Source organism: Pseudoalteromonas sp. BSi20311, assembly GCF_000239875.1.
Classification (GTDB): domain Bacteria; phylum Pseudomonadota; class Gammaproteobacteria; order Enterobacterales; family Alteromonadaceae; genus Pseudoalteromonas.
The window spans coordinates 1-26,458 of the sequence record NZ_BADU01000192.1; the positions used below are offsets into that span (position 1 = coordinate 1).

The 26,458-nt window shown below is 38.7% G+C and carries 19 protein-coding genes and 1 pseudogene; 12 read left to right on the forward strand and 8 right to left on the reverse strand.

The features are described 5' to 3' along the window. Positions 1-23: 23 nt before the first annotated feature. On the reverse strand, positions 24-356 hold the full coding sequence (locus P20311_RS18395; RefSeq protein WP_008115644.1) for an isochorismatase family protein: 333 nt from the start codon (positions 354-356) through the stop codon (positions 24-26). A gap of 141 nt (positions 357-497) precedes the next feature. On the opposite strand from P20311_RS18395, the gene P20311_RS18400 reads away from it, so the two are divergent. The 4 genes from P20311_RS18400 to P20311_RS18415 all read left to right on the forward strand — a co-directional run bounded on the left by P20311_RS18400 (position 498) and on the right by P20311_RS18415 (position 4,863). Continuing rightward, on the forward strand, positions 498-1,472 hold the full coding sequence (locus P20311_RS18400) for a GlxA family transcriptional regulator (RefSeq protein WP_008115645.1): 975 nt from the start codon (positions 498-500) through the stop codon (positions 1,470-1,472). 66 nt (positions 1,473-1,538) lie between these two features. Continuing rightward, positions 1,539-2,390, forward strand: a complete 852-nt coding sequence (locus P20311_RS18405; RefSeq protein WP_008115646.1) for a patatin family protein — start codon at positions 1,539-1,541, stop codon at positions 2,388-2,390. Between the two features lie 207 nt (positions 2,391-2,597). After that, positions 2,598-4,622 carry an ATP-binding protein gene (locus tag P20311_RS18410; RefSeq protein WP_008115647.1) on the forward strand — a complete coding sequence of 675 codons (2,025 nt, stop codon included), beginning with the start codon at positions 2,598-2,600 and terminating at the stop codon, positions 4,620-4,622. Positions 4,623-4,671: 49 nt separating this feature from the next. Next, on the forward strand, positions 4,672-4,863 hold the full coding sequence (locus P20311_RS18415; protein WP_008115648.1) for a DUF3185 family protein: 192 nt from the start codon (positions 4,672-4,674) through the stop codon (positions 4,861-4,863). 94 nt (positions 4,864-4,957) lie between these two features. Here P20311_RS18415 and ahpF read toward each other — a convergent pair whose 3' ends face one another. The 3 genes from ahpF to P20311_RS18430 form a co-directional block, all read right to left on the reverse strand. Then, entirely contained in the window at positions 4,958-6,535 is a 1,578-nt protein-coding gene (ahpF, locus tag P20311_RS18420; RefSeq protein WP_008115649.1) for an alkyl hydroperoxide reductase subunit F, read from the reverse strand. Positions 6,536-6,696: 161 nt separating this feature from the next. Then, positions 6,697-7,266, reverse strand: a complete 570-nt coding sequence (gene ahpC / locus P20311_RS18425) for an alkyl hydroperoxide reductase subunit C (RefSeq protein ID WP_008115650.1) — start codon at positions 7,264-7,266, stop codon at positions 6,697-6,699. Between the two features lie 199 nt (positions 7,267-7,465). Next, positions 7,466-9,568, reverse strand: a complete 2,103-nt coding sequence (locus P20311_RS18430) for an EAL domain-containing protein (RefSeq protein WP_008115652.1) — start codon at positions 9,566-9,568, stop codon at positions 7,466-7,468. A gap of 293 nt (positions 9,569-9,861) precedes the next feature. Here P20311_RS18430 and P20311_RS18435 point away from each other — a divergent pair, with 293 nt between their 5' ends. Beyond that, positions 9,862-13,392 (forward strand): ATP-binding protein, encoded by a 3,531-nt coding sequence (locus P20311_RS18435; RefSeq protein ID WP_008115657.1) that lies wholly within the window; start codon positions 9,862-9,864, stop codon positions 13,390-13,392. A gap of 142 nt (positions 13,393-13,534) precedes the next feature. Here the strand turns inward: P20311_RS18435 and P20311_RS19420 are convergent, their stop codons facing one another. Genes P20311_RS19420 through P20311_RS18445 form a run of 3 tightly spaced genes read right to left on the reverse strand, consistent with a single transcriptional unit; the run spans position 13,535 to position 17,067 of the window. Next, on the reverse strand, positions 13,535-14,629 hold the full coding sequence (locus P20311_RS19420) for an ATP-binding protein (RefSeq protein WP_008115658.1): 1,095 nt from the start codon (positions 14,627-14,629) through the stop codon (positions 13,535-13,537). Between the two features lie 5 nt (positions 14,630-14,634). Continuing rightward, positions 14,635-15,789 (reverse strand): HAMP domain-containing protein, encoded by a 1,155-nt coding sequence (locus tag P20311_RS19425; protein ID WP_008115660.1) that lies wholly within the window; start codon positions 15,787-15,789, stop codon positions 14,635-14,637. A gap of 9 nt (positions 15,790-15,798) precedes the next feature. Then, complete coding sequence (locus P20311_RS18445) at positions 15,799-17,067, reverse strand: PotD/PotF family extracellular solute-binding protein (protein WP_008115661.1); 1,269 nt, start codon at positions 17,065-17,067, stop codon at positions 15,799-15,801. Between the two features lie 212 nt (positions 17,068-17,279). On the opposite strand from P20311_RS18445, the gene P20311_RS18450 reads away from it, so the two are divergent. The 3 genes from P20311_RS18450 to P20311_RS18460 all read left to right on the forward strand — a co-directional run bounded on the left by P20311_RS18450 (position 17,280) and on the right by P20311_RS18460 (position 18,970). Continuing rightward, positions 17,280-17,699, forward strand: coding sequence for a DUF3429 domain-containing protein (locus tag P20311_RS18450; RefSeq protein WP_008115664.1), 420 nt, complete (start codon positions 17,280-17,282; stop codon positions 17,697-17,699). 67 nt (positions 17,700-17,766) lie between these two features. Then, positions 17,767-18,159 (forward strand): hypothetical protein, encoded by a 393-nt coding sequence (locus P20311_RS18455; RefSeq protein WP_008115665.1) that lies wholly within the window; start codon positions 17,767-17,769, stop codon positions 18,157-18,159. A gap of 1 nt (position 18,160) precedes the next feature. Beyond that, complete coding sequence (locus tag P20311_RS18460) at positions 18,161-18,970, forward strand: class I SAM-dependent methyltransferase (protein ID WP_008115666.1); 810 nt, start codon at positions 18,161-18,163, stop codon at positions 18,968-18,970. Here P20311_RS18460 and P20311_RS18465 read toward each other — a convergent pair. After that, positions 18,967-20,568, reverse strand: coding sequence for a GMC family oxidoreductase (locus P20311_RS18465; protein WP_008115667.1), 1,602 nt, complete (start codon positions 20,566-20,568; stop codon positions 18,967-18,969). The genes P20311_RS18460 and P20311_RS18465 overlap by 4 nt on opposite strands. Before the next feature lie 88 nt (positions 20,569-20,656). Between P20311_RS18465 and P20311_RS18470 the strand changes: the two genes are divergently transcribed. The 4 genes and pseudogenes from P20311_RS18470 to P20311_RS18485 form a co-directional block, all read left to right on the forward strand. Continuing rightward, on the forward strand, positions 20,657-21,658 hold the full coding sequence (locus P20311_RS18470; protein WP_008115668.1) for an AraC family transcriptional regulator: 1,002 nt from the start codon (positions 20,657-20,659) through the stop codon (positions 21,656-21,658). A 35-nt stretch (positions 21,659-21,693) separates the two neighbouring features. Further along, complete coding sequence (locus P20311_RS18475) at positions 21,694-22,692, forward strand: Gfo/Idh/MocA family protein (RefSeq protein ID WP_008115670.1); 999 nt, start codon at positions 21,694-21,696, stop codon at positions 22,690-22,692. 173 nt (positions 22,693-22,865) lie between these two features. Next, positions 22,866-23,732, forward strand: a complete 867-nt coding sequence (locus P20311_RS18480) for a DMT family transporter (RefSeq protein WP_008115672.1) — start codon at positions 22,866-22,868, stop codon at positions 23,730-23,732. A 347-nt stretch (positions 23,733-24,079) separates the two neighbouring features. Beyond that, positions 24,080-26,458 (forward strand): annotated as a pseudogene (locus P20311_RS18485) (TonB-dependent receptor); the annotation flags it as partial.

Genomic DNA, 26,458 nt, shown 5'->3' on the forward strand with positions numbered 1-26,458 from the left:
TTAGAGTCTGGGATTAAAATGCGCTAGCCGTGGCCTACAAAGCTATCTGGTGCTTTTTTAACAATAATACTCTCACCGTCAATCGGCGCCACACTGCTGTGTATTTGACCTATCTCGGCGTTTACATCATAAGGCGAACCCTGACCACCATCGTGAACTACATGAATAATATTAGTTCCCGCTGCACGCGCATCTGCAAGTAAATTCTTAGCATTATTTAGGGCACCTTCCCAGCCTTCTAGCTCCATCACACCTTGCGTATAAGTATTTTGATAATCAACGAGTATAAGTGTCGCGTTTGAAAGCGATGCTGGTGTATCGCTAAGGCCATTTAATTCACGTAGTGTTGTTGTCATATTTTTACCCTTTATAATCAATTGAAAACAAATAACGCAGCACAGCTGTCTTGTTGCCACGTTTGTATACAACCAGAATATACTTTATAGTTTGCCACCAATAGTGTCTCTCAGGACTACATTCGATGATATTAGGCCAAAATGAACATTAAACCCGCGCACAACGTTGCCATTATTGCTTATAACAATATCAGCTTATTTCACTTATCAATTCCGTGTAGTATTTTTGGTGAAGATTTAGACCGTACAGACGCACGTCCTTATAATGTTGAAGTTTGTACCGAACACGTTGGCCTAGTCGACACGCTTTCTGGTTTTCCTATAACCATTAACAAAAACTTATCTATAATTGCTGATGCTGACACAGTGATTGTTCCTGCTTGGTGCGATCCAGACACTGTAGTGCCTGCAGCATTACTAAATGCAATTAATAACGCACATGCACGTGGAGCACGAATTGTTGGCCTTTGTTTAGGTGCTTTTGTATTAGCAGAGGCGGGAATATTAGAGGGTAAAACGGCATCCACCCATTGGGTATGGGCTGACGAATTTGCAAAAAAATACCCCAATGTCAATTTTGATAACGATGTACTATACATCAATGTCGATAATGTATTTACCTCGGCGGGATCAGCTGCGGCAATTGACTGCTGCCTTCATATATTACGCCTTGATCACGGTGCTGATATTGCTAACCGGGTAGCTAGAAGAATGGTCGTTGCACCACATCGTAGTGGCGGACAAGTTCAATACATTGAAAAACCCCTACCCCGAAATATCGATAGCAACCGCTTGGAGCCCGCCATTAGCTGGGCAATAAATAATGTAACCCAGCCTCTTAATATTGACTTATTGGCAAATAAAGCCAGTATGAGCCGACGCAATTTCTCTCGTTTATTCAAAAAAACCATGGGATTAACATTTACACAGTGGCTACTTGAGCAGCGACTTGCCATAGCACAGCAACAGTTAGAAACAACCTCACACACTATTGATAGAGTAGCAACGGATTCAGGATTTTCATCAAGCGTGAGTTTTCGCCAGCATTTTTTAGCCACTTTTTCTATTTCGCCAACCGCCTACAGAAAACAATTTAAAAGTAGTGAATCAAAGTAAAAAGATGCTCGCACAGTTCAAGTACACTTGTTAGCATGAGTGTATTGTCAAAGGATGGAAGTTAACATGAACAATAGCCAACATGCATTAGTGGTTGAGGGCGGTGCCATGCGCGGTATTTTTGCCGCAGGCGTACTTGATGAGTTTTTAGCACAGCAATATCAACCTTTTACCAGCTATTTTGGTGTATCTGCTGGAGCAACGAATGTCGCGGCTTATTTATGTAAACAAGCAACCCGAAACTACAAAGTGATTACTGATTATTCGTGTAGACCGGAATTCATTAACCTGCCCCGATTTGTTAAAGGCGGTCACTTATTTGATTTAGACTGGCTTTGGCAAGAAACAGTACGTGAAATTCCTTTAAACACCGATGAATTTACACAATCTCCTCACGATTTTTATATTGTTGCAACGGCAATCGAATCTGGGCAAGCCCATTACTTACAAGCAACCGGCAGCGAAATGGTAGAGCAATTAAAAGCCTCTTGCGCTATACCCATAGCTTATCGGGATTATCCAAAAATAAATGGTATTGCCATGACCGATGGTGGCGTTGCCGACTCTATTCCAGTAAAAAAAGCCTATGAAATGGGTGCATCAGAAATAACGGTTATCCTTTCCCAACCTTTAGGCTATCGTAAAAAAGATGTCAAAGTAGCGTGGTTAACTAAGCAACTCTATAAAAATACCCCTGCACTTGCACAGGCCAGCCTACAGCGCTCTAAAAACTATAATTCCAGTATTAGTTTTTTACATAATGCTCTACCGGATTGCAAAATAAATATTATTGCTCCACCAGCAGGGTTTAAAGTCGGCCGCACCACTAAAAATCTAGCTATACTCAATTCAGGCTATCAAATGGGCATAAATGAAGCTAAAACTTACTTAGGTAATCCTAGGTTGCGTGAGAAATGAACATAAGCTATAAAATCAACCTATAAGAAGTATACAGTGATATAACCTTTGAATTTACAGCTTACTCCAGCTATTAATTTTTAAACCAACGGGGTAATGTAATAAAGAACGATGTGTTCGTCGTCGTATTGCAAAAAAAACAGATTAAATTTAGGCGTGTTTTTTGCATTAAATTTTGTGTACACACCAAATAAATTAAGGGTTTTTGTGAATTTTCTTCGATGCTTTCATAATATAGTCTCAGATCAGCAGCTAAGCTTTGATCAAAAAATTGCAGACTTACTTGCTTTTGGGCTCGATGTTTTTCAACTCGACTTAGCTATTATCAGCCGCGTAAAAAATGATTCTTATATTGTTTTACATGCCATCACCCCTGACAATTCTCTTGCAATTGGTACAGAGTTTGAATTAAACGGCACCTATTGCACGCATACCTTGTCGGCCAACTCTGCATTGGCATTTCATAATGCGTCGCAAAGTAGTATTGCAAATCATCCATGCTATATTAATTTCCAATTAGAAGCGTACATTGGTGCGCCTATACGAATAGGCAAAGACGTATTTGGAACTGTTAACTTTTCATCTGCTCAAGAATGCGCTCCTTTTAGCGATGAAGCCTATGATTATATTGAATTATTAGCGCAGTGGTTAGGCTCGGAATTGGCGCGCAATCAGGATAAAGCCAATCTCACTAAAAATAGTGACACTTTATTAAAGCTTGAAAACGTAGCAAATATAGGTACATGGGAAGTCGACCTAATAGAAAATACTATTTTTTGGAGCCAACAAACTCGACGTATTCATCAAGCCGAAGAAGGCTTCACTCCTGATATGAATACCGCTATCGAGTTTTATAAAGCGGGCAAAAGCCGAGATAGTATTAGTATAGCAGTAGAAAATGCGGTGTCTAAGGGTGATAAATGGCATTTAGAGCTGGAAATAGTTACCGCTAAACAGCAAAGCATTTGGGTGTCGACTTTTGGTGAGGCCGAGTTTAATAACGGCCAATGTGTGCGATTATTTGGTACTTTTCAAGATATAACTGAAGCCGTAAAGTTACGCGAAGAGTTAAAACAAAAAAAAGCGCTTGCTGAACAGCTATTAAAAGATAGAAGTATGCTGTTTGCAAAAATTAGTCATGAGCTACGCACTCCGTTAAATGGCATTACGGGTATGTTAGCAACACTCATTGATGAACACGATTATGACAAGCGGGCGGAAAAAATTAAAGTAGCCCTGCGAAGTGCTGATATTTTATTGAATATTATCAATGAAGTGCTCGACTTTTCAAAAATAAATCATGGTGAATTAAAACTGGAACCTCACCACTCCCTACTTAAAACGGTATTTACCGATTTGGTTTCTTTATATTCGGTATTGTTTAGCAATAAAAACATTGAACTACGAGCCACTAACCTCATTCCTAATGATGTTTGGGTATACTGCGACACCTCTCGATTAAGCCAAATTGTCTCTAATTTACTGAGTAACGCATTAAAATTTACAGAGCATGGTTCTGTTTCTCTCGATTCACAGTTAGCATTAGATACAAAGCGCCCTTTACTTACAATTAAAATAACCGATACGGGTCGCGGCATGAGTAAAACGTATTTAAACTCATTATTTAAGCCTTTTACCCAAGAGGTTGATGCTAACAACAATAAAGGTGGCACCGGGTTAGGCTTAGCCATAGTTAAAGAGCTCGTTGGTTTTATGAATGGCAAAATTGAGGTAACCAGTGAGGTTAACGTGGGCACATGTTTTACCTTAACTATCCCAATTGAGCTTGGTAAACAACAAACACAAAAACCTAGCCTTAAATTTATTAATAACCATAGTAATAAGCTCTCGGTTTTGGTGGTTGATGATAACGAAATAAATCGCCTGGTATTAGAATCAGCACTGGATAAATTTAATATAAAATCAGACTTTGCTATTGACGGCCAAGATGCCCTGTTAAAATGCAAACAAAAGCATTTTGACCTTATTTTTATGGATTGCATTATGCCTATCATGGATGGTTTTGAAGCCACTAAGCAACTAAAGGCACAAGGTATCTGTGACTCGCAAGAAACTTATATTGTGGCGTTAACTGCTAATGCATCCTCACAAGATAAACTAAACTGTAAGCAAGCAGGCATGGATATGTTCATAGCCAAACCGTTTAAACTGCCAGCGATAGAAGAAGCAATTACAAATACACTAAAAAGACTGGGCGTAGCCACATTATAACAACGAGTGTCGCCCAGATTAATTTGCACTAAAAACACAAAGGATCATTATGACAAATAAAATCATTGGTATTGTACTTATTGTTATTGGCGTAGCACTTGGTATGTGGGGTTATGATGTTTACGATTCTGCAGCTTCACAAGTTACTCGTGCATTCAATGGCGAAACCCCAGTAGAAGCATGGCTTGGCTTTATTGGTGGCGCAGTTTGTATTTTAGTAGGCCTTACCCGACTTAAATAACACACAAAAAAGCCGCCTTTGGAGAGGGCGGCTTGGGTGAACAAACAGCTATGGGTGAGAGCTGTTTTATCAAGAGGCTTACGCTAAAACGCTATTAAGCAGCATTTTGCTCTGCATCGGGTGTTTGGCGAATTAAGTAGTCAAAAGCTCCTAAGCTAGCAGTTGCTCCGGCGCCCATAGCAATAATAATTTGCTTAAATGGCGTATTGGTCGCATCGCCCGCCCCGTATATACCTGGTAACGACGTTGCACCTTTAGCATCAATGAGTATTTCACCAAATTGACTAAGCTCAAGGTCACTCTCTTTTAACCATTCGGTGTTCGGTATCAAACCAATTTGTACAAATATACCGGCTAAAACTAGCTCCTTACTTTCTCCAGAAACACGATCGGTATAATTAAGGCCTATTACTTTGTTACCATCACCGAGTACTTCAGTAGTTTGTGCATTTTTAATAATAGTAATGTTTTTTAAGCTATTTGCTTTACGAATAAGTACTTCGTCGGCACGTAACGCATCGGCAAATTCAAGCACCGTTACATGCTCTACAATGTTAGCTAAATCAATAGCCGCTTCAATACCTGAGTTACCGCCACCTATTACAGCAACAGGTTTGCCTTTAAATAATGGGCCATCACAATGCGGGCAGTATGCAACGCCGTGGCCTTTATATTGTTGCTCGCCAGGTACATTCATTTCACGCCAGCGTGCACCGGTTGCTAGCACAAGTGATTTAGCTTGTAATACAGCGCCATTTTCTAAAGTAATGTCATATCCATTACTGCTTTTTTGCAGATTTGCCGCGCGTTGGTTGTGCATTACATCAACATCATATTCTTTAACATGCTCTTCAAGCTGAGCCACCATTTTTGGCCCTTCGGTTGCTTTTACCGAAATAAAGTTTTCAATGGCCAATGTGTCAGCTACCTGGCCACCAAATCGTTCGGCAACCACCCCCGTATTTAGCCCTTTACGTGCAGAATAAATAGCTGCCGAAGCACCTGCTGGCCCACCACCGACGACAAGAACATCAAACACTGATTTTTCATTCAATGCTTTGGCTTGGCGCTGTGCACCTTTGCTATCAACTTTATTTAAAATATCGGTTAGGCTCATTGCCCCTTGGCTAAAAGGCTCTCCGTTTAAGTAAACAGCGGGTACAGCCAATATATTTCGTTGTTCTACTTCATCTTGAAACAGAGCACCATCAATCATGGTGGCTTTGATATTGCTATTTGTAGCAGCCATTGTATTTAGCGCTTGAACCACTTGCGGGCAGGTTTGGCAGCTCAAACTAATATACACTTCAAAATTGAGTGTTTGCTCAAGTGTTTGTATTTGTTCAATATCTTCTTGGCTGGCTTTACTAGGGTGCCCCCCCGTATGTAATAGCGCTAACACTAAACTAGTAAATTCATGACCCATAGGTACCCCTGCAAAGGTAATATGAGTATTTTTTTGTGGCGAATGCACCACCATTGAAGGTCTGCGTGCCGTAGAATCTGGATTGTTACTCACACTAAACTTATCGCTTAGTGATGCTAAATCATTCGCTAAACTTTCTACTTCTGTTGACTTTTTGCTGTCATCCAAGGCGATAAGCAGCTCAACAGGCTGAGTCAGCGATTCAAAATGGCTTTTTAATTGGTTCTTTATGTTGTTGTCTAACATGGCTTAGCCCCTTACGGAAAAATAAAACAGCAGAACCCCCATGCCATCAGTGCATGTGCGAATTTTAGAAAAGAATGATGGCGTGGGAGAGTGCCCAGAGAGCCAAGTAGGCTCACTGGTATTAGAGTCATGTTCTACTCTAAATTTAGTGAAGGTAAAGTTTAAATCTTACCAACTAGGTCTAGTGAAGGTGCTAATGTGTCTTCACCTGGCTGCCAAGATGCAGGACATACTTCACCGTCATGCGTGGCAATGTATTGTGCAGCTTGTACTTTACGAACAAGTTCTTTAGCACTACGACCAATACCTAAATCATGCGTTTCAACAACTTTGATTTCGCCCTCTGGGTTCATTACAAATGTACCGCGAAGTGCTAAACCATCATCTTCAATCATTACACCAAAGTTACGTGTAATGCGTCCTGTTGGGTCGCCAATCATTGGGTAAGTAATTTTACCGATAGTGTCTGACGTGTCATGCCAAGCTTTGTGCGTAAAGTGTGTATCTGTTGATACCGAGTAAACCTCTACGCCCATTTCTTGTAACTGTGCGTAATGATCTGCAAGGTCACCTAATTCAGTTGGGCATACAAATGTAAAATCTGCAGGGTAAAAGAAAAAGATAGACCACTTACCTAATACGTCTTTTTCAGTGAGTTCTACAAAGTCACCATTGTGGTAAGCTGTTGCATTGAAAGGTTGTAATTTTGTGTTAATCAATGAAGTGCTCATAGTATTCCTCATTTATGTTTAGTGTATTTAAAAAAGTTAACGCCTTGTGCGTTGGCTTGATTAATACAATAAGGCCATTGAGAAATTAAATAAAATTGATTGTTTAGATTAAAACAATCGATTTTTAAGATTGATGGAGATAAGAAGTTACAATAATTGAATGTGAGCTATCTTAAACTTAAAAATACTAGTTACACCATCAGAAAATGAGATTTTCAAATTCGTTTTCAGGTAAAGCTTTGCTAAACAAAAATCCTTGCCCTTCTTCACACTCAAGCGAAATAAGTGTATCGAGCTGTGCTTGAGTTTCAATGCCTTCACCAACAATCTTTAAATTAAGTGAGTGTGCTAAATGGGTAATTGCTTTCACTATATCTAGGCTTTGCTTATCATCAACCATATCTTTAACAAATGACTGGTCAATCTTTAATACATCAACAGGGAATAGTTTTAAATACGATAGACTCGAATAGCCCGTTCCAAAGTCATCTATCGCTATGCTCAAACCAAGGTTTGAAAGCCCGTTTAATATTCTACTTGTTTCATCAAAATCACTCATTAAAGCGCTTTCTGTCACTTCTAACTCAAGGTAACCACTAGGAAGCTCAGTATCCTCAAGTATTTGCGCTACGCTTTCTATAAATTTAGGATCTGTAAATTGTTTAGCCGCCACATTAACAGCAACTTTAATTGGATGACCTTTATCTAGCCAGCGTTTAGCAGCTCTGCAGCTTTGTTTTAAAACGCTATGACCTAACTTATTTATTAAGCCTGTCTCTTCGGCTAGTGGAATAAAGTGTAACGGCGATATAAAACCGCCCTCCTCATCTCTTAACCTTACTAACGCCTCAGCGCCTATAATTAATTTATTTTTTAGGCAAAGCTTGGGCTGAAAGTGAACTTCCAACGTGTCTTTTTCAAGTGCATTTCTCAAAAGCTTATCTATATTTTGACGTTGATGAAACTCATGTTCTAAGTCATCTGAAAAATAACAAAATCTATCTCTACCGTGCTCTTTGGCTTTATACATGGCTGCATCAGCATGCGACATCATTAATTCGGCAGAATCAGAATCAGTTGGATTAATACTAATTCCCACGCTTATAGTTAAATTAAACTCTCTTCCATCGACACGAAAAGGTTGATGCATTGCATACAAAATATCAGATGCAACAGCATCGACATGACACGTTGATTTAATATCGGGGAGCAATAATACAAATTCATCCCCGCCAACTCGGGCTAAGGTCGTATTTAAATCAACAATAGATTCAAGGCGTTTAGCAACCAGTTTTATGATTTGGTCGCCAACATGGTGTCCCTCGGTATCATTTAAATATTTAAAATGATCAATATCAATTAGCATTAATGCCACAAAAAAACCATTACGCACAGATACCTGACAGGCATGCGCAACGCGATCATGTAATAAAATTCGGTTGGGTAAATCGGTTAATTGGTCATGGTTTGCTAAATGACTCATTTTAACGGCCATCGCAATTGACTCGCTCACATCATGAAAAACTATAATCGCGCCAATAATATTACCTTTTTCATCCCTAATAGGAGAGGCAGAATCCTCAACCCGATGAATTCTGCCATTTAAGCTCGTTAATTGGCAATTAAGCGCCATAGCTACTCTTCGCTGCTCCTTTAAAGCAATAGAAATTGGATTAAGACTTTTATGCTTTGTGGTTGCATCCCGTAGTTGCATAACCTCTGAAATATAATTACCGACAGCTTCATGCATCACCCAGCCGGTCATCATTTCTGCAATCGGGTTCATAAACGTTATTTTTTCGTCTTTGTCAGTTGCTATAACAGCGTCGCCAATCGAGTTGAGCGTAACCCGCAATCTTTCTGATTCAATAGCAAGTAACCGCTGAGAATGCTTTAATTGTTGCTCTTGTGTTTTTAGTTTTAAATGGTTGCCAACGCGCAAACGGCAGACCTTAAGATCGACTGGTTTTTGTATGTAGTCAATCCCACCCAGCTCCAAAGACAAATGCTCAAACTTACTTTCATTATGAGAGGTAATAAATATTACCGTTACACCACTGGTTTCGGGATTGTTTTTTAAGCGTTTACACACTTCTAACCCGCTAATATCTGGTAATTCAATATCTAATAAAATAATTTCAGGTAAAAACTGCTGTGCTTTTTCAATTGCACCAAAACCAGTATCGCTGCATATAACTTCTGCGATATCTGATAAAGCCCCCTCTAGAATCATTAAACTAGAAGGTTCATCATCAACAATAAGCACTCGATGCGCAAAGCTTTGATCTACAGTGGTTAACACAATAAAGTCCCATAAAAAAATTAAACAAACGCGACTAAAGTTTAGCTGAGTTAACCTAAACGTCCATTAATTACCTAAAATAAGTACTAACAATATTAAATTAATTGTGTTAGCTACAAGATGTCTATAATCATCTGCAGTAAATATAAACCAATAAAACCAAAACTCCTTTTTAATAGTAAAAACTTTTTTCTTATTTTTTTTTATTATTAAGCTCAAACTTGATAAATTACCTATAGTTCTCTAGGTTTAATTATAATTAAATAATGGCTAGTTTTTAATTGGAGTAATGGATGCCAATAAATCTTAAAAAAAGGATAATTCGTCAGGTAAGTAATTACACCCTTTTATTCCCTATTTCTTTATCCGCCATAATTACCTTAATTGTTTTAGCCATTATTATTAATGAAGCAAGTTTATCGCGCTCAGTACTTGGCTCTGTAGAACTAGAAATAATAGACAAAAACCAATCTATTAATTCACAAACACAAGAGGTTATTGAAAACTACCGTCGAGATATTCGTTTTTTACACGCAACCCCTCCAATCAAAGGCTTAGCCAGGGCATCAAATAACAAAGGTGTAGACCCACTAGAGAACACCACCTATGCTCAATGGAAAACAAGGCTTGAAATTATATTTGCAGCGTTTTTAAAAAATAACCCAGATTACGAGCAGCTAAGAATCATCAGTACCAACAAAAAAGGACAAGAACTGGTAAGGGTTGATCGCGTTCAGGGCGCTGTAGAGGTTATAGATTTAAATAGGCTCCAAAATAAAGGAGCGCAAGAGTACTTTACGGCCAGTAGTAACCTCTCTGATGGCGAAATGTATCTGTCTGAAATTTCGTTGAATAGAGAGTACGGTAAAATAGAGTTTCCTTATCGCCCGATGTTGAGGCTGTCTATGCCAATTTTTGATGAAAATCAAAATAGATTTGGCTTTATCATAATTAACGTGAATGCTAACAACTTATTAACTCTTTTAAAAAACAGTATTAATACACCATTTCAACTCGCTTTAACTGACAGTAACGGCTATTTTTTATCACACCCAAATAAAGATTTCACCTTTGGTAAAGACCTAGGTAGTGATATTAGCATCAATAATAACTACACTTTTAACCCCGTTGCTAATAGCTCATTGTCGCTTATAAAACCAAAAAATAATGCGCAAACGAGTTATTACACCGCAAGTAAAAAAATCACTTTAGCGCTGGGTGAAAAACAAAACTTTTTATCTAGTCACGTTTTAGCGCCTGTTGAGCATATTAAAAATATTGAAATGGAACGTAGAACAAAGCTCTACGCCTTTTTACTTATTTTGGTTATTGTATTAACTATCATTCTCGCATTTTTCAATCGTAGCCTTCGCAAAAGCCAAGAGCTTGCAAATGCGCGCGCACAATCTGAGGCAATTATAACTGGCTCATCTGATGCGGTAATTGGCATTACCAATAACGGTATTGTCTCTAGTTGGAATAATGCCGCAACTCTGATGTTTAAGCTTGGAGAGTTAGAAGCAATTGGAAAACCAATTAATGATTTAAAAATAATAGATCAGCTAAATTTTAACGAGATAATTGAAAAGTTCACTGATGGTACTCGTCAATTTAAGCAAGACGCTAGTATTAGTAACAGCTCTACTAAACGCTACTTTTCACTCTCTTTATCAGCCATTATCGATCAATTTGGAATGTTTATTGGTATTGCAATAATAGCCAGAGATGTAACCAAAGAGCGCACCATTGAGAATGAAATAATAAAAGTAAATCATGAGCTTGAAAATAAAGTAGCCATTCGCACTAAAGAGCTCAAACAAGCCAGTGAAGTAAAAAGTGCGTTTATTTCTAATATAAGCCATGAAATGCGTACTCCACTTAATGGCATAGTGGGTACTTTAAACTTAATAAAAAAAGAGCCATTGAGTGAAACACAAAAAAACTATTTAGAAATGACCGAAGTTAGTGTGAGTGCTTTATCTGTATTAATAAATGATATTTTGGATTTATCTAAAATAGAAGCAGGTAAACTAGAGTTGAACTTTAAAGAGTTTAATTTAATAAAATTAATCGAAAGCGTTTGTGGCAGTATGGCTGTTAAAGCTCAGGAGAAAGGCCTCGAATTTGTTTTAGATGTTGTTAATTTAAAATGTAAAACGATTAAAACTGACCCCCATCGTTTTTCACAAATCCTGACTAACTTAGTAAATAATGCGATTAAATTTACTGAAACTGGGTTTATAAAGGTCACTGCTTATTGCGAGCAAACAAGCAGTGATAATGTGACTGTTCACGTAAAAGTTACCGATAGCGGTGTGGGCATTGCACAAGAAAACCAGAGCAAATTATTTACCGCCTTTTCCCAAGAAGACAAAAGCGTGGCATCTAAATTTGGTGGAACAGGGCTAGGGCTTTCTATATGCAGACAGCTTTGTAGCCTTCTAGGCGGAGAAATTAGCTTTGAGTCAGAAAAGTCACTAGGTAGTAGTTTTCATATAAAACTAACACTAAGCAACGCTGATACAACTCATTATAGTTTTGCCCCACGATTAAAAAACAAAAGCTTTGCTATTGTTAGTAAAAATAACGAGTTGGCCAACAGCATAAATAATTTAATAGCTGCTTTTTCGGGAAATCGTTTTTCAGCTGAACAATTACAACAATCTCTTGTTTCAGATGATATAAAAAACGTACCTTTACCTGACTTTATACTTATTGAACAAGACGACACATTGTTAAAACGTTTAGATGAAATGTGGCCAACTATTGCTAATCATCATGTAATTAAAGTTATTTTATTAGCAAATCGCGGTTATCCTCAAATTAGAACAAGACACGTGCAAGCCAGCTTACTTTCTAAACCAATACTTATTTCAGAGTTTTTAAAAACAGTAGCCGATGAACGCAGCCTTGAAGATAAAATAAGTGCTGGTAGCAGCAATGTTAATATTAACAAACGCCGTGAATCAGACTCAGTTAAAACTGATAATTCTGACTTTAAAGGGGCACATGTTCTTATCGTTGATGATAACGATATAAATATAGAAGTAGCCGCGGGTATATTGTCATGTTTATCTTTAGAGATAGATACCGCGTCAAATGGCCAACAAGCAGTAGAAAAACTTGTTAACTCGGTGGCCAATAATCATCAATACCACTGTGTATTTATGGACTGCCAAATGCCTATATTGAATGGTTATGATGCAGCAAAACAAATAAGAGCTGGTGAAGCAGCGCCTCAAAATATTGATATTCCCATAGTCGCTATGACTGCTAATGCAATGATGGGTGAAAGGCAAAAATGCCTAGATGCAGGTATGAGTGATTACATCACTAAACCAATCTCTGCAGAAGTATTAGTTGCAACGGCTACAAAGTGGTTGTCTTCAACTTTTATAAAAGAAGCTCTATTGGAAAATAATCAGCTAAAAAAAATTAATAAACCAATCCCTGATACTTTAGATAGTCAAAGTTTACCTGATTGGGATAAAGATAACGCGCTATCTCGGTTATTAAATAATGAAGAGCTACTTATAAAAGTATGTGAATTATACCTTCAGAGTACACCAAAGAAGCTAGAAGAACTTGAGGATGCAATAAATAACAATAATTTATCGCAAATATCAAAACTAAGTCATGGCTTGAAAGGTTCATCGGGTGATGTCGGTGCAGCTAACTTGCATAAATTATTTGATGAATTAGAAGTAATGGCCAGTGAAAATGCCATGGGTAGTATGAAGAATAAATTAGAGCTCATTCAAACTAGCTACAAAAAACTCGAATCAACGATTAACAGCTACTTAGAGATACAACCCAGTAGTTAGCATTTTAGTGGTGATAATGAATAAACCACTGAAAATATGTATTGCTAATTAAAGTTAAAAGCGCCTAAAGGCGCTTTTAATTTTTGAGTGTATTGCTAACCAATACCACCAAAAAATATAAAAGCACATAGGATATTTATTCTTACTCGCTATACTGGTCAATTATAACTTTTAAACTATTGAATTCTATAGGCTTGTTTATAGTGTTAGTTATACCCGCTGCCACGTACTCAGGCTCGTCTTTTTCAGTGATGTTTGCAGTAACGGCAATAATGGGTACATCGTGGTAATTGGCTAGTTCCCTAATATATTTAGTTGCCAAAAGCCCGCCCATTACCGGCATTTGAATATCCATCATAATTAAATCAAATTGTTGTTTAGTACATAGCTCAAGCGCTATTTCACCATTATCTGCCACGGTTATATGTTTAATACCCATTGCTTTTAAAAAGCTTTCTAGCACGATTTGATTTACCGGATTATCTTCGGCAATTAATACCTGCACATCTTTATTTTTAATAGTTACATCGGGTAATTGTGCTTGTTGTTTAACGTTTGTATTTGCAATGGGAATATTAAGCCTTAGCTGAAAATAAAATCTCGAACCCTTATCCAATTCACTTTCTACTTGTAAATTACTGCCCATTAAGTTTAATATTTTACTAGAAATAGTTAATCCAAGTCCTGTACCGCCAAAACGACGTGTTGTTGAAGTGTCTGCTTGGGTAAAAGCATCAAATAACGTTTTTATACTGTGTTGTGAAATACCTATACCACTATCGATAACGCTAAATAGTAACACCACCTCATTGTTATTTTTCTCTTTTAGATCAACAGACAAGGTTACTGTTCCAAGCTCTGTAAACTTAAATGCATTCCCCAATAAGTTCATTAGCACTTGTTTTAAACGGGTTTCGTCGCCTTGTACCAAATCAACAGAATCTACTTTTTCTTTTACTATTTTAAACTCTATATTTTTATGGTCGGCTTGCGATTTAAAAATTTGTTCCAGCTCATACAATAAAGCACTTAATTTAAACTCTCTGTTTTCTAGTAGCATTTTATCGGCATCGAGCTTACTTAAATCGAGAATGTCATTAAGAATAACCAATAAACTCTTACCTGAAGAGCTAATAACCTCAATCATGCGCTTTTGTTTAGCATCGAGTTCGGTATTACTCACTAGCTGTACCATGCCTAAAATACCGTTCATGGGAGTGCGTATTTCATGGCTCATATTAGCTAAAAATTCAGATTTGATTCGGGATGTTTCCTCTGCCGCTTTTTTGCTTCAACTAGGCGCTCGTTTAGCACTCTAAATTTATTTGCTGCTTGGGCTAAAAATCCTATTTCATCTTCACGGTTAATATCAGCTATGTTTGCTGAGAAATCACCATTTAAAAATGATCTAAAACTAACGGTGAGTCTGTTAATCGCTTTAATAATATGAAAGTGAAAAAATAAAGCAAAAAGAATAAACAAGGTAACAGACAAAAATAACGACACTTGAATAACAGTTTGCGCGGCATTAATGCTCTCTTGACTGGTTTGCGAAATATCACTAAGCAACAACAATGCATCTTCTTGCAATTTTTTGGCAAGTGCTGAAAATTCAACCGAATCACCGGCAATAACAATATTGCTTAAGGTTAAATAATTTCTATTGGCTTGAATGGCCTGAGCAAATAAAGACTCGAATTTAGTTGTTAAACTATTTAGTTGCTCGACCTTGTTTTGGCCAATCATTTTGTTTGTAGCGCCACTGTTGGTTAATTGTTTAATTAATTTTAGCCGCTGTTTTACTTGGCTACGTTTGGCGTAATCACGTTGAGTTAAAAACAGGATTGAATTGCGGTACAGATGATGCCAATGATCCTTTAGCTGAAACAATAATAAGTCCTTGTCCAGCCTGGCCGTTTCTCCATCCCTGCTTGCTAAGGTAGTCAATGCTAATTCGTAGGTATTTGGTAGCTGTTGCTCAATAATTTTAGACTTTTCATCATATCGTTTTTTAAGACTATCGATACTTTTGCCATAATTTAAAACCAATGATTGCATGGCGTTTAATGAATTTTTAATCTCGGGTTGCTGGATTCGCTGTTGTGCTTCAATTAACCGCGCTTGAATACTTTGATGAGTGCTTTTTATTTTATCAAAAATAACCTCGCTACCCGACACACCATAAACAGAAATATCTCGCTGAATCTGTAAAATATCTTTGTTAATTTCAAATACAACAACTGACAGCCCATTAATGTTCAATACATTTTTACTGGCTTGCTCTATTTTGTCGGTTCGCTCATTAATAACAACGTAAACTATTATTTGTATTAAAATAAAAATAGCCAACGAAGATAATACTTTAATAGATAAAGAACCAATTAACTGTTTTAGCATTCAATTCCCTTATGCGTTTAGTAGTTCAAACCATTTATCTAAACTGTAATCGTAGTTATCCATCACTGTATTCCACACCGCAATATTAGAAAAGCGCTTTTCATAGCTGCCGCCATCGCGAATTTGCCCTGGCATAATTATATTTTTGCCATCGGTACCCGCTAGTGGTTGAGTCGCTTCTTTGCCATCGTACCAATAATCCCATTCGGGGGTGGTAATTATTTCTTTGCTACGTTCTGGATTAGAAATGTAATAACCTTGCTTTGAAATAAATGCACCAGGCCATCCCGATAACCACCAGTTCATATATTCATAAGCGGCGTCTTTTACGTGCCCTACCGTATTAGCAGAGAGACACATCACCCCATGCCATGCTCGATACCCTTCTTTAGGAGATGCATTAACTACTGGTAAACCTTGGGCTCTACATGCAGTCACCCCCGGTGAAAATATGCTTTGAATATGCACGCGCTTTTTAAGCATAAACTCAACTGATTGTGGAACAGATGTCCAAAACCCTGAGAAATGCCCTGCTTGCTTTTTATTAATTAAAATTGCAAACAATTTGTCTATTTCTACAACACTCATATTGGCAATATTATTAAATGTCATCAGCCCTTGTGCTTGGGCTGCCAATGCGGCATCAAAAATGCCTATGGTGGGGGCATTTACCAAACCTACATAGCCTTTATTACTCTCCTCAAGTAACCAGCCCCACGATTCAGTCTCGTAAGCCACGCCCTTAGGTATAAAATTAGTGTTATAGCCAAATGAATCTACATTGTGAACATAAGGCATAAAACTTATTTGATCAGTGGCCTGGCTTCCAAGTGAGCCATCTTGTTGAACATATAAAATTTTATTGGGCGCATCGCCTGCGCCTAGTTTTGCTGTCGGAACTAACTTGCCGGTTTTGGTTAGTGGATTTATTTCCTGCCAATATTTTAGTCTTTCTACTTCAATTGGTTGAATAGCATTGGCTTGCCACAATATATTAATTGAGTCAGACCATTGTTCATATAAATCAAATGAAGAGGGATCGGCGGCTGCTTTTTGTAAAACGGCCGCACTCCCCATAGGGGTAAATTCAATATTAATACCGAGCTCTTGCATGGCACGGACCCTAAGCTCTTCTTGTAAAGTTACATGCGTGCCCATGACTCTGAGCGTAACCGGTTTTTTTGCAAACACATACGGCGCTTTAAATGCGACAGCAGAGGTCGCAGCACCGACCGCTAATGTACTTAAAAATTTACGTCGAGTGACATTGTTAGCCATACTAATCATCCATTTAGTGATTCCCACAATCAGTATAGGTAATAATCGAATAATCACTAACTTAGCGCTTAAAAAACCACTATTTTAATATAATGAGTGATCGTCATAAATAACATGGTCGTTTAAGCATTGTGTAAATTGTTTGAGATAACTCTATCTATCCTTGTTACACTAGCAGTGTTGAAATACCTACTCGATTAAGGCGCTTACCCATGGAAAAATTTGTTAATCACATTCAACTAGGCTATTTAGGCTTACTGCCGTTTTTAGGCTGTGTGGGTTGGCCACTTATGTTTGGCAGTAACAGTGTCAATTTAGAGTTTTTTAGTTTTTACAGCATCGCTATTTTAGCGTTTATGGCGGGTAATTTATGGCATGCAGGGCAACAAAGTTTTGCCGATGCCATTAAAGCTGTGCTTCCGGTCATTCCTATTCCGTTTTTATCATTTTTGCCGATTGAGTGGATGCTTGCGTGGCTAGGCGCGAGTTTTTGGTTGGTACTGCTTTTCGAAAAAGCGTCGATTCATTGGCAGGGTTATCACAAAGATTACCAAAAAATGCGCTTTGTGCTCACATCTGTGGTGTTTGTGTGTCATATCTTAATTATTGGTATGAGTATTTACCCTAAATAACACGCCATTACTTAACCATTGCTCTGTAATAGGGTAACATCCGCGCACTGTATTGAGAGGACACCCCATGATAGACCAATTGCGCCAACAGCTTACTGACCTTGGTGAGAATTTTGTAGAAAAAAACGCCGCTTTTAAAATTAAAGTGATCCCTTTTTTTTGTGCCATAAGCATAAAAAAAGATCATAAAAGCGAAGGTCGTCTTTCTTTTTATTCAAATCAACTCATTGAAATACTAATGGTTGTGTTGTTTGTATTGTTTGGTTTATCTATATTTGATCCTGATGCAGGATTTACCCATGGTCCTATCCATATTGTTTTTGCTATTTTGATTACCTTTAACCTCATTTTAAAACAGGTTGCTATTGAAGGTTTAAAAACACGTTTAGCTATGTACCGATTGCATCAAACACCTCAGCAAACTGATGAGCCCGAAAACCCAAACACATCTTCACGCTGATATGTATTTAAATCCAGATTGGACCATACTTACGGTAGGTGATGGCGATTTATCGTTTTCAAATGCGCTTTATCGTCATATTAAGCCAAAAAAGTTAGTGGCATCCACTTACGACGACCAATCAACTATTGAGCAAAAATACCCAGACAATGCGCTCAATGCTTTAAAGTCGCAAAAGGTAGAAGTACTTAATAGCTTTGATGTAACCAACCCACAATGTTGGCAAACGCTCGGCCAGCATTTACATAGTTTTGATGTGGTTATTTTTCAATTTCCGCTTATTCCTGCGTTTGTTGGTCGCGATGCATTTGAACACAATACACGCCATACCAGCATGAACGTACTTAACCGCGCATTACTGCATCAATTTATAAAATACGCCAATGAGTTTGCTTTAAATACACAAGGTGCAGGGCTATGTTTCATCACTTCAAAAGATGTTAAACCTTATCGAGAATGGAATATTGAAGGCAGTTTAAATACCCATTTAAACGCACAATATCAAGGGCAAATGCCATTTGATATTAGTCACTTTAATGGTTATAAAATTCGCAATGTTGACCGTGATAAACACGTTAAAGACACCAGCGGCATTACCTATGTATTTAGTGAAAAACCCTTACCTGAACTGGCTAGCTTGTTAACTTTGCCTGCTTACTTATCCGATAATTATTGCTCGCTGTGTCGTGTAGGGCCGTTTTTAGCTTACGAGGATAAAAGCAAGCATTTTGCTGCTAAAAAACACCTGCAAATGATCAAACTAGAGCAAGACTGGCAGCAATGGTTAACAGCGTTTTATAAGACAACTTAAATTGCTTGCTTAATTAAATCAGCCGCTTTTTCTGCAATGGCTATCACACCAGCATTGGTGTTGCCGGTAATTATATGCGGCATAATTGAAGCATCAACCACACGCAAATTTTTCACGCCATGTACTTGTAGATGGCTATTCAATACCGCCATGGGATCTTGCCCCATTTTACAAGTGCCTACAGGGTGATATTCAGTCTCAGCCGTTTGCCTAATATACTCAATAAGCTGCTCATTATTGTTAATATCTAGCGGGTAAACCATATTACCTCTAATTACATCAAATGCTTCACTTTGCATAATCTGCAGTGTTTTTTTAAGCCCCGCTAACATCACGTTTAAATCATCGGGGTGGCTTAAATAATTAGGATCAATAAGTGGTGCACTCAAGGGGTTGGCATCGGCTAATCGAATCGTGCCACGGCTTTTAGGTTGCATAATACTACAGTGAATACTATAACCATGGCCTAGGTGCAGTTTACGGCTATGGTCATCCACCAGCCCAATTACAAATTCAAGCTGTACGTCGGGTACTTTTGAATTGGAAAATAGCTTTATAAAGGCATGTGATTCTGCAAAATTACTAGTAAGCTGCCCTTCACGTTTGGCAAACCAATCAACGCATCCTTTTGCAATATTAAACGCCCCACCCGCACTTATACCAAATGTGCCTTTACTGTATTTAGCTTTATACAATGGCACAACAGTTAAGTGGTCATGAAGGTTCTCTCCAACACCAGAAAGCTCGTTTACTATTTCAATATTATGCTGCTTTAGTTGCTCTTTAGGGCCAACTCCCGATAGCATTAAAATTTGCGGTGAGTTAATTGCGCCAGCGCTTAAAACCACCTCTTTTTTTGCATGCAATACAACGGCCTTATTGTTTATAGAAACAGAGACTCCGGTTGCAGTTTTATCGCAAAAAAGCACTTTATTAACGTGTACTTTGCTAAGCACAGTTAGGTTTTTTCGGTTTAAATGGGGGGTTATATACGCTTTTGCCGCGCTACAACGCTCACCTTGATGTTGAGTCACTTGCGATAACCTTGCACCCACTTGCTGCCCTGCGTTTATATCGCCATTGTGCGGTACACCTTGTTGTTCGCAGGCGTTTAAAAACAGCTGATTTACTGGGCTTGGCAGGCTTAAATCCTGCACATGCAAAGGACCATCAACCCCGTGTACATCACTTTCACTAAAGGTTTTATTATTTTCAGCTTTAATAAAATAAGGCAATAAACTCTCATAATCCCAGCCCTCATTGCCCAGTGCAGCCCAACTATTATAATCGTGCTTATTACCTCGAATATAAACCATGGCATTAATGGAACTTGAACCGCCAAGCACTTTGCCACGAGGCATAAATCCGCAGCGATTATTAAGTTCTTTTTGAGGTACCGTATTGTAATGCCAGCTATTAATGCCATAAGGCACGCTTGCAGCAACCCCTGCAGGCATTTGAACCATTGCACCTTTATCACTGCCGCCCGCTTCAATTAAGCACACACTAACATTTTTATTTTCAGATAATCGCGATGCAATAACGCAGCCTGCACTGCCTGCGCCAACAACAATGTAATCAAATGTAGTGATATGCATACTTATTCTCCAATTAAAAAACCAGTTTGCATGGAACATCGAATAAAAACTTGTTATTTTTAGACATCCTCACGCAAAAGTATATTTTATGAGCCGTTTGATTAGAGCCACTTCTTTACAAGGAATAGACCATTTAATTGCAGAACTTGGGGGAGATTTCGCTGCCATAATGCAGCAGTGCGCCATTAATGTGGACTTTAATAAACTAGAGCAAGAGACCCTTACTTACCGCGCATATGCACAGCTATTAGAGCATTGCGCGAATACACTAAATTGTCCAAATTTTGGTTTAAAACTAGCAAGCCTGCAAAGCTTTGATATTTTGGGCCATATTGCAATAGCCGCTCAAACAGGCACTAATTTAGCCGAGGCGCTAGATTGGGTGATAAAATATTTACACTTGCATACGCCAGCGCTTAATTTAACCACTCATCCACTTGATGATAATAAACACGTGTTTTTATCATTCGCTATAAATCTCAGGCCATTACCAGCAATAAACCAAGTAATAGAGCTCACCATTGCATTGGCCATTGCTACCTTAAAAAATATGAGTAATGGTCGCTGTAAGCCACAAAGTGTATTTTTACCTCATACCCTAGGCGCAAATAAGCAGACCTACCATCAGCATTTTGGGTGTAAGGTTATTACCCATAGAAATAGCGCCGGTGTATTAATTGCCAAACAAGACTTAGATTTAACACTTAACATAACTAAGCAACATAAAACCCAAGCAGCACTTAACTTTTTAGCTGAAAATAATGCCCATAGTCAATCTTTGCCTGCTCAGGTAAGCGCGCTTATTCGCATTATGCTGCCGATATTTCAAAGCGCTAATAATACTATTGCCGCTGCGCTTAATATTCACCCTCGCACCTTGCACCGAGAACTTAAAAAGCACGATACTAGTTTTGTAAAGCTCAAAGACGCCACTCGCCGCGCCTTATGTGAGCACTATTTATTACAAAACCAATTGTCGGTGACTCAAATTTCAGAGCTTTTAGGTTATCAGGAGCAAGCTACGTTATGTACTAGCATTAAACGTTGGTTTAATTGCTCTGCCCGCGCATTTAGAGCCAAACATTGTTAAACTGCGCTCTTGTTTAAAAACAGCAAAGGCTATTCATGAATTTTGTAATTGTAGGTACTAATTTTATTAGCGACACGTTATTGGCAGCGGCTAATACACTCAGCAATTTTAATTTATACGGTATTTGCTCTCGCCAAATAAGCAGCGGCGAGCGCTTTTTAGCTAATCATCCAACAAATACCGATGCTAAAATTTTTACCTCTATTGATGCTGTGTGCCAAGATGAACAAGTAGACGTAGTTTATATAGCGGCGCCAAATAGCCTGCACAGTGCATATACAATACAGTGTTTAAAAGCGGGCAAACACGTATTAGGCGAAAAGCCCTCAGCGGCTAATAGCAAGCAACTTGCGGCTATTTTAACTGCGGCAAAGCAGCATCAGTGCCTTTATATGGAAGCGATGATGACAACGCACTTACCTAATTTTGCGCACTTACAAGCTGCCTTAAAAAGAATAGGCACACCACGTAAGTTTATTGGTCAATTTAGTCAGTACTCATCACGTTACGACAAGTATAAAAATGGTGAGCGCCCTAATACTTTTTTACCTGAATTTGCTAATGGTGCCTTACTAGATTTGGGTATTTACCCACTTTATCTCGTTATTGCATTATGGGGAGCACCACGCTCTGTTCACGCCAGCGGCGTATTACTTGAAAGTGGTGTGGATGGTGCAGGCGATGTGCTTTTAAATTATCCCGACAGACAAGCGGTGATCAGCTATTCGAAAATTTCACAAGGCGAAAATATCACTGAAATTCAGGGGGAATTAGGTCGAATTAGAATTGAAGCCGTGTCGCAGCTTAAAAAAGTAGAGTTTATTGCTAACAATGGTCATAAAGAGCTTATTAGCACGGAATTTGACGAGCACTTTATGAAGTACGAACTCGAGAACTTTATCAATACCATTGAGCAAAATCAGGGAGAGTCTAGCGTTAATACTCATCAGCTTTCTGTCGATGTAATGCAAGTACTTGATACCGCACGCGCACAACTTGGTGTTGTTTACCCAGCAGATTTATCCTCTGAATAAAACAAAAACTACCGGCTAAGCGATAAGCGTATTTTATCGCTTGGCCTTTGAGACACTTTACTAAACACTGCTATTTTGAATTAAGCTTAAAAAGATCACAAAATTTGACTTACCTCTGAGATCAAAAGCAGGTAACATGCCGCCAAAATTCATCGCAATCTTTAAGGACATCCATGCAAAAATCAACCAAAGATCTATTACTGGCTATTTTATGCATATTGCTAGCAATGATGACGATTCAGTCAGGCGCGTCACTGGCTAAACAGCTTTTTCCTATTGTTGGGCCTGAGGGCACAACCGCCTTACGTTTGGGATTTTCGGCCGCTATTCTGTGTTTGATTTTTAAACCGTGGAAACACTTCCCCGTTGCTAGCCAACGCTTACCCATATTAATTTATGGCTTAAGTTTAGGCGGCATGAATATTCTATTTTATTACGCGATAGAACGTATCCCATTAGGTATTGGGGTTGCGCTTGAATTTACAGGCCCATTAGCTGTCGCGTTGTTTTCTTCTCGCAGAAAACGTGACTTATTTTGGGTTGCCTGTGCAGTGGCCGGTATTTTATTACTTTTACCTGATATGAAAGGTCAAGACAGCCTTGATCCAGTCGGTGTAGTACTCGCACTTGCGGCGGGTGCCTGTTGGGCTGGCTATATTTTATTTGGTAAAAAAACAGGCAGTCAAAGCTCTGGTGGCGCAACGGTTGCGATGGGCATGACAATATCAGCCATTGTGCTGGTACCTTATGGCGGCATTTCACAAAGTGCTGCATTTACTTGGGATATTATTCCATTAGGTATTGCTATCGCCGTGCTTTCAAGCGCCCTGCCTTATACTCTTGAAATGATTACTTTACGTAATATGTCGCCACAAGGTTTTAGTATTGTAATGAGCCTAGAACCTGCAATTGCAGCACTCGCTGGCTTAGTTATTTTAGGTGAACTGCTAAGCATTTGGCAGTGGCTGGCTATTTTACTGGTGATTATTGCCTCGGTAGGCAGTTCAATGTCTAATGGTAAAAAGCAGCCTGCTGCTTAGAGTTTAATAATTTAATTGCGTCATGAACTATCATGGCGCAACTTCTCATCTCCTATTTTACAACTCCCTCTTAGTATAATTAAGCCTACGCCTCACCTAACTTTGAATTATAACGTCTTTATATAACTAGCTATTGTACTTATAACAATAAGCATTAACTTTTTGTGTGCATTATTTATACAAACACTTTGTTTTATTTAAACTTTAAATTTAAGCAAAAACCCGCAACCTAATTTTTATTCTAAAAAAGTGAATTAAAATTCATATTTTTATTTCCATCAACAAAACTCCCTGATATTATTAGCGCTCATTTATTAACGTACTCAATCTAACTGGGATCAATTTTTATGTTTAAACCAAGCCTGTTAACCTTGGCTGTATCAAGCGCACTGAGCGGTGTATTATTTAGCGATAATGCAACAGCACAAGAGCAAATTATTGAAAAAAATAAATCGCTTGAAGTTATTGAGGTTACAGCAACACGCCGAAGTGGCTCTATTCAGGCTGCGCCTCTTAACATTACTGCGCTTGATGCCGATGTAATGAAAGACCAAAATATCAGCGAATTAGCCGATGTAGCGCGTTGGGTGCCAGGTTTAACAATTACTGATCAAGGTGGTCGCTCTGGCTCGCCTATTATTGTGCGTGGATTAAATACAAATTCATCAGGCCCTTCATCAGATGGCGGCACGGTAGCCACTTACATTAACGAAATTCCAGTATCGGTAGATATGCGCCTTGTTGATGTAGAACGAGTGGAAGTACTTATTGGACCGCAAGGCACATTGTATGGCGCAGGCACATTGGGTGGCGCTATTCGTTACATGCTTAAAGAGCCAGAGCTTGATTTTATATCAGGTGAAGTATTTGGTGATGTTTTTCAAACTCAAGAAAGTGATTCGGTCGGTGGCGAAACTGGTTTTATCTTCAATTTACCATTGATTGAAGACAAACTGGCGGTACGTACCAGTTTAAATATTTATGAAGACCCAGGGTTTATTGACTACGCCTACACCGTTCGTGAACCAGGTGTGTCGATTACCGACCCTGATTGGACAAACCTTGATGCGGTTAATAGTAATCTTAAAAATGTAAAAGACGCCAACGGTGAAACCACCACAACTGGGCGTATTTCATTGCGTTACAAGGCAAACGAGTCATTCGAAGGCACATTAAACTACTTCTATCAAAAGCAAGACACCGAAGGCCGCTCAATTGTTCATCACAATAGCCTTAACGAAAATAATGGTTTAAATGATCGTATCGGCAAATACGAGTCAGCGTACCGTTTTGAAGAGCCACGGGAAAAAGAAGATCAATTACTGAGCCTCGAACTTAAAGCCGACTTAGGTTTTGCCGAACTGGTATCAGCTACCGGTATTTCACACTTTGAAGCCGATGGTCAACGCGACCAAACTGATCTTTTAATTCGTTTAGACTATGGCTAAGAAGAGTTTCCTTCGTTTTCAGCGTTTACTCGTGAATTAGACGAAGTCGATACCTTCACTCAAGAGCTACGTTTGGTCTCACAAAGCGATAGCGACCTAAGCTGGATTGTTGGTGGTTTTTACAACAAAACCGACACTGATGCATCAAGCAGAGAGTTTACGCCAGGCTTTGATCAGTTCGCAGTTGATAATTTTGGTGGCGCACAGCTAAGACCAGACTCTTTAGAGTATTTAGAAATTACTGGCAGCAAAGTCACTGAGTCTGCACTTTTTGGTGAAGTGGGTTACCAAGTAACCGATAAATTCGACATTACCATTGGCGCGCGCTTTTACGAATACGACGTAGAATCAAAAGCGGCTTTTGATTTCCCATTAGCAAATACCTTGTATGAAGGTGCTGCACCTGATGCAATTTCAGTTAACTTTGAAGAAAACGAAGCCGGTGACAACGGTAATCTGTTCAAATTTAATGCTAAATACCAATTTACAGATTCAGTAATGGCGTATGCAACCATTAGTGAAGGCTTTAGAATTGGTGGCTCAAATGGCTTAGTGCCTTGCCCAACACCTCTACCTGAGGACCAACAAACAGGCTGTGGTACACCAGATGAAATGCTATACGATGCCGATACAACCACCAACTATGAGCTAGGCTTTAAAAGTACCTGGATGAGAAGCCAGCTACACTTTAATGCTGCACTATTTAATGTAGATTGGGATAACGCACAAATTGCCGGTGCAACAACAGTAGGCCAATTACCGTATTTATCAAATGCTGGTAGCGCAAATGCGAAAGGGATTGAAATTGCCACGCGTGCAATTTTATCAGACTCGTTTACTGCCTATGCAACTTATGCCTATACAAAAGCAGAACTAACCTCAGACGCTCCGTATTTATTTAATGCCGATGGCACTGATGGCGCAAAAGATGGCGACCGTTTACCGGGCTCACCTGAGCACCAGTTCTCTATGGGGATTAACTACCAAACAGAAGTATTTAACGACAAAACCCTTGATATTAACTATGGTTTAACCGCACAAAGTGATGTAATTTCAAAAGTAGGCCTACGTGACAACGGTGAAGCACTCCCGGGTTATAGCTTAAGTAATATTTCAGCTAAATTAACCGCCGATGCATGGTCGACTACTTTATATGTAGATAACCTATTTAATAAATATGCGGTTACTTCTGTTCGTCGCTCAGATGCGGATATTACAACAGCGAATGGCGCAGACATACAACGTAACTATGGTTACTATATTAATCGCCCGCTTACT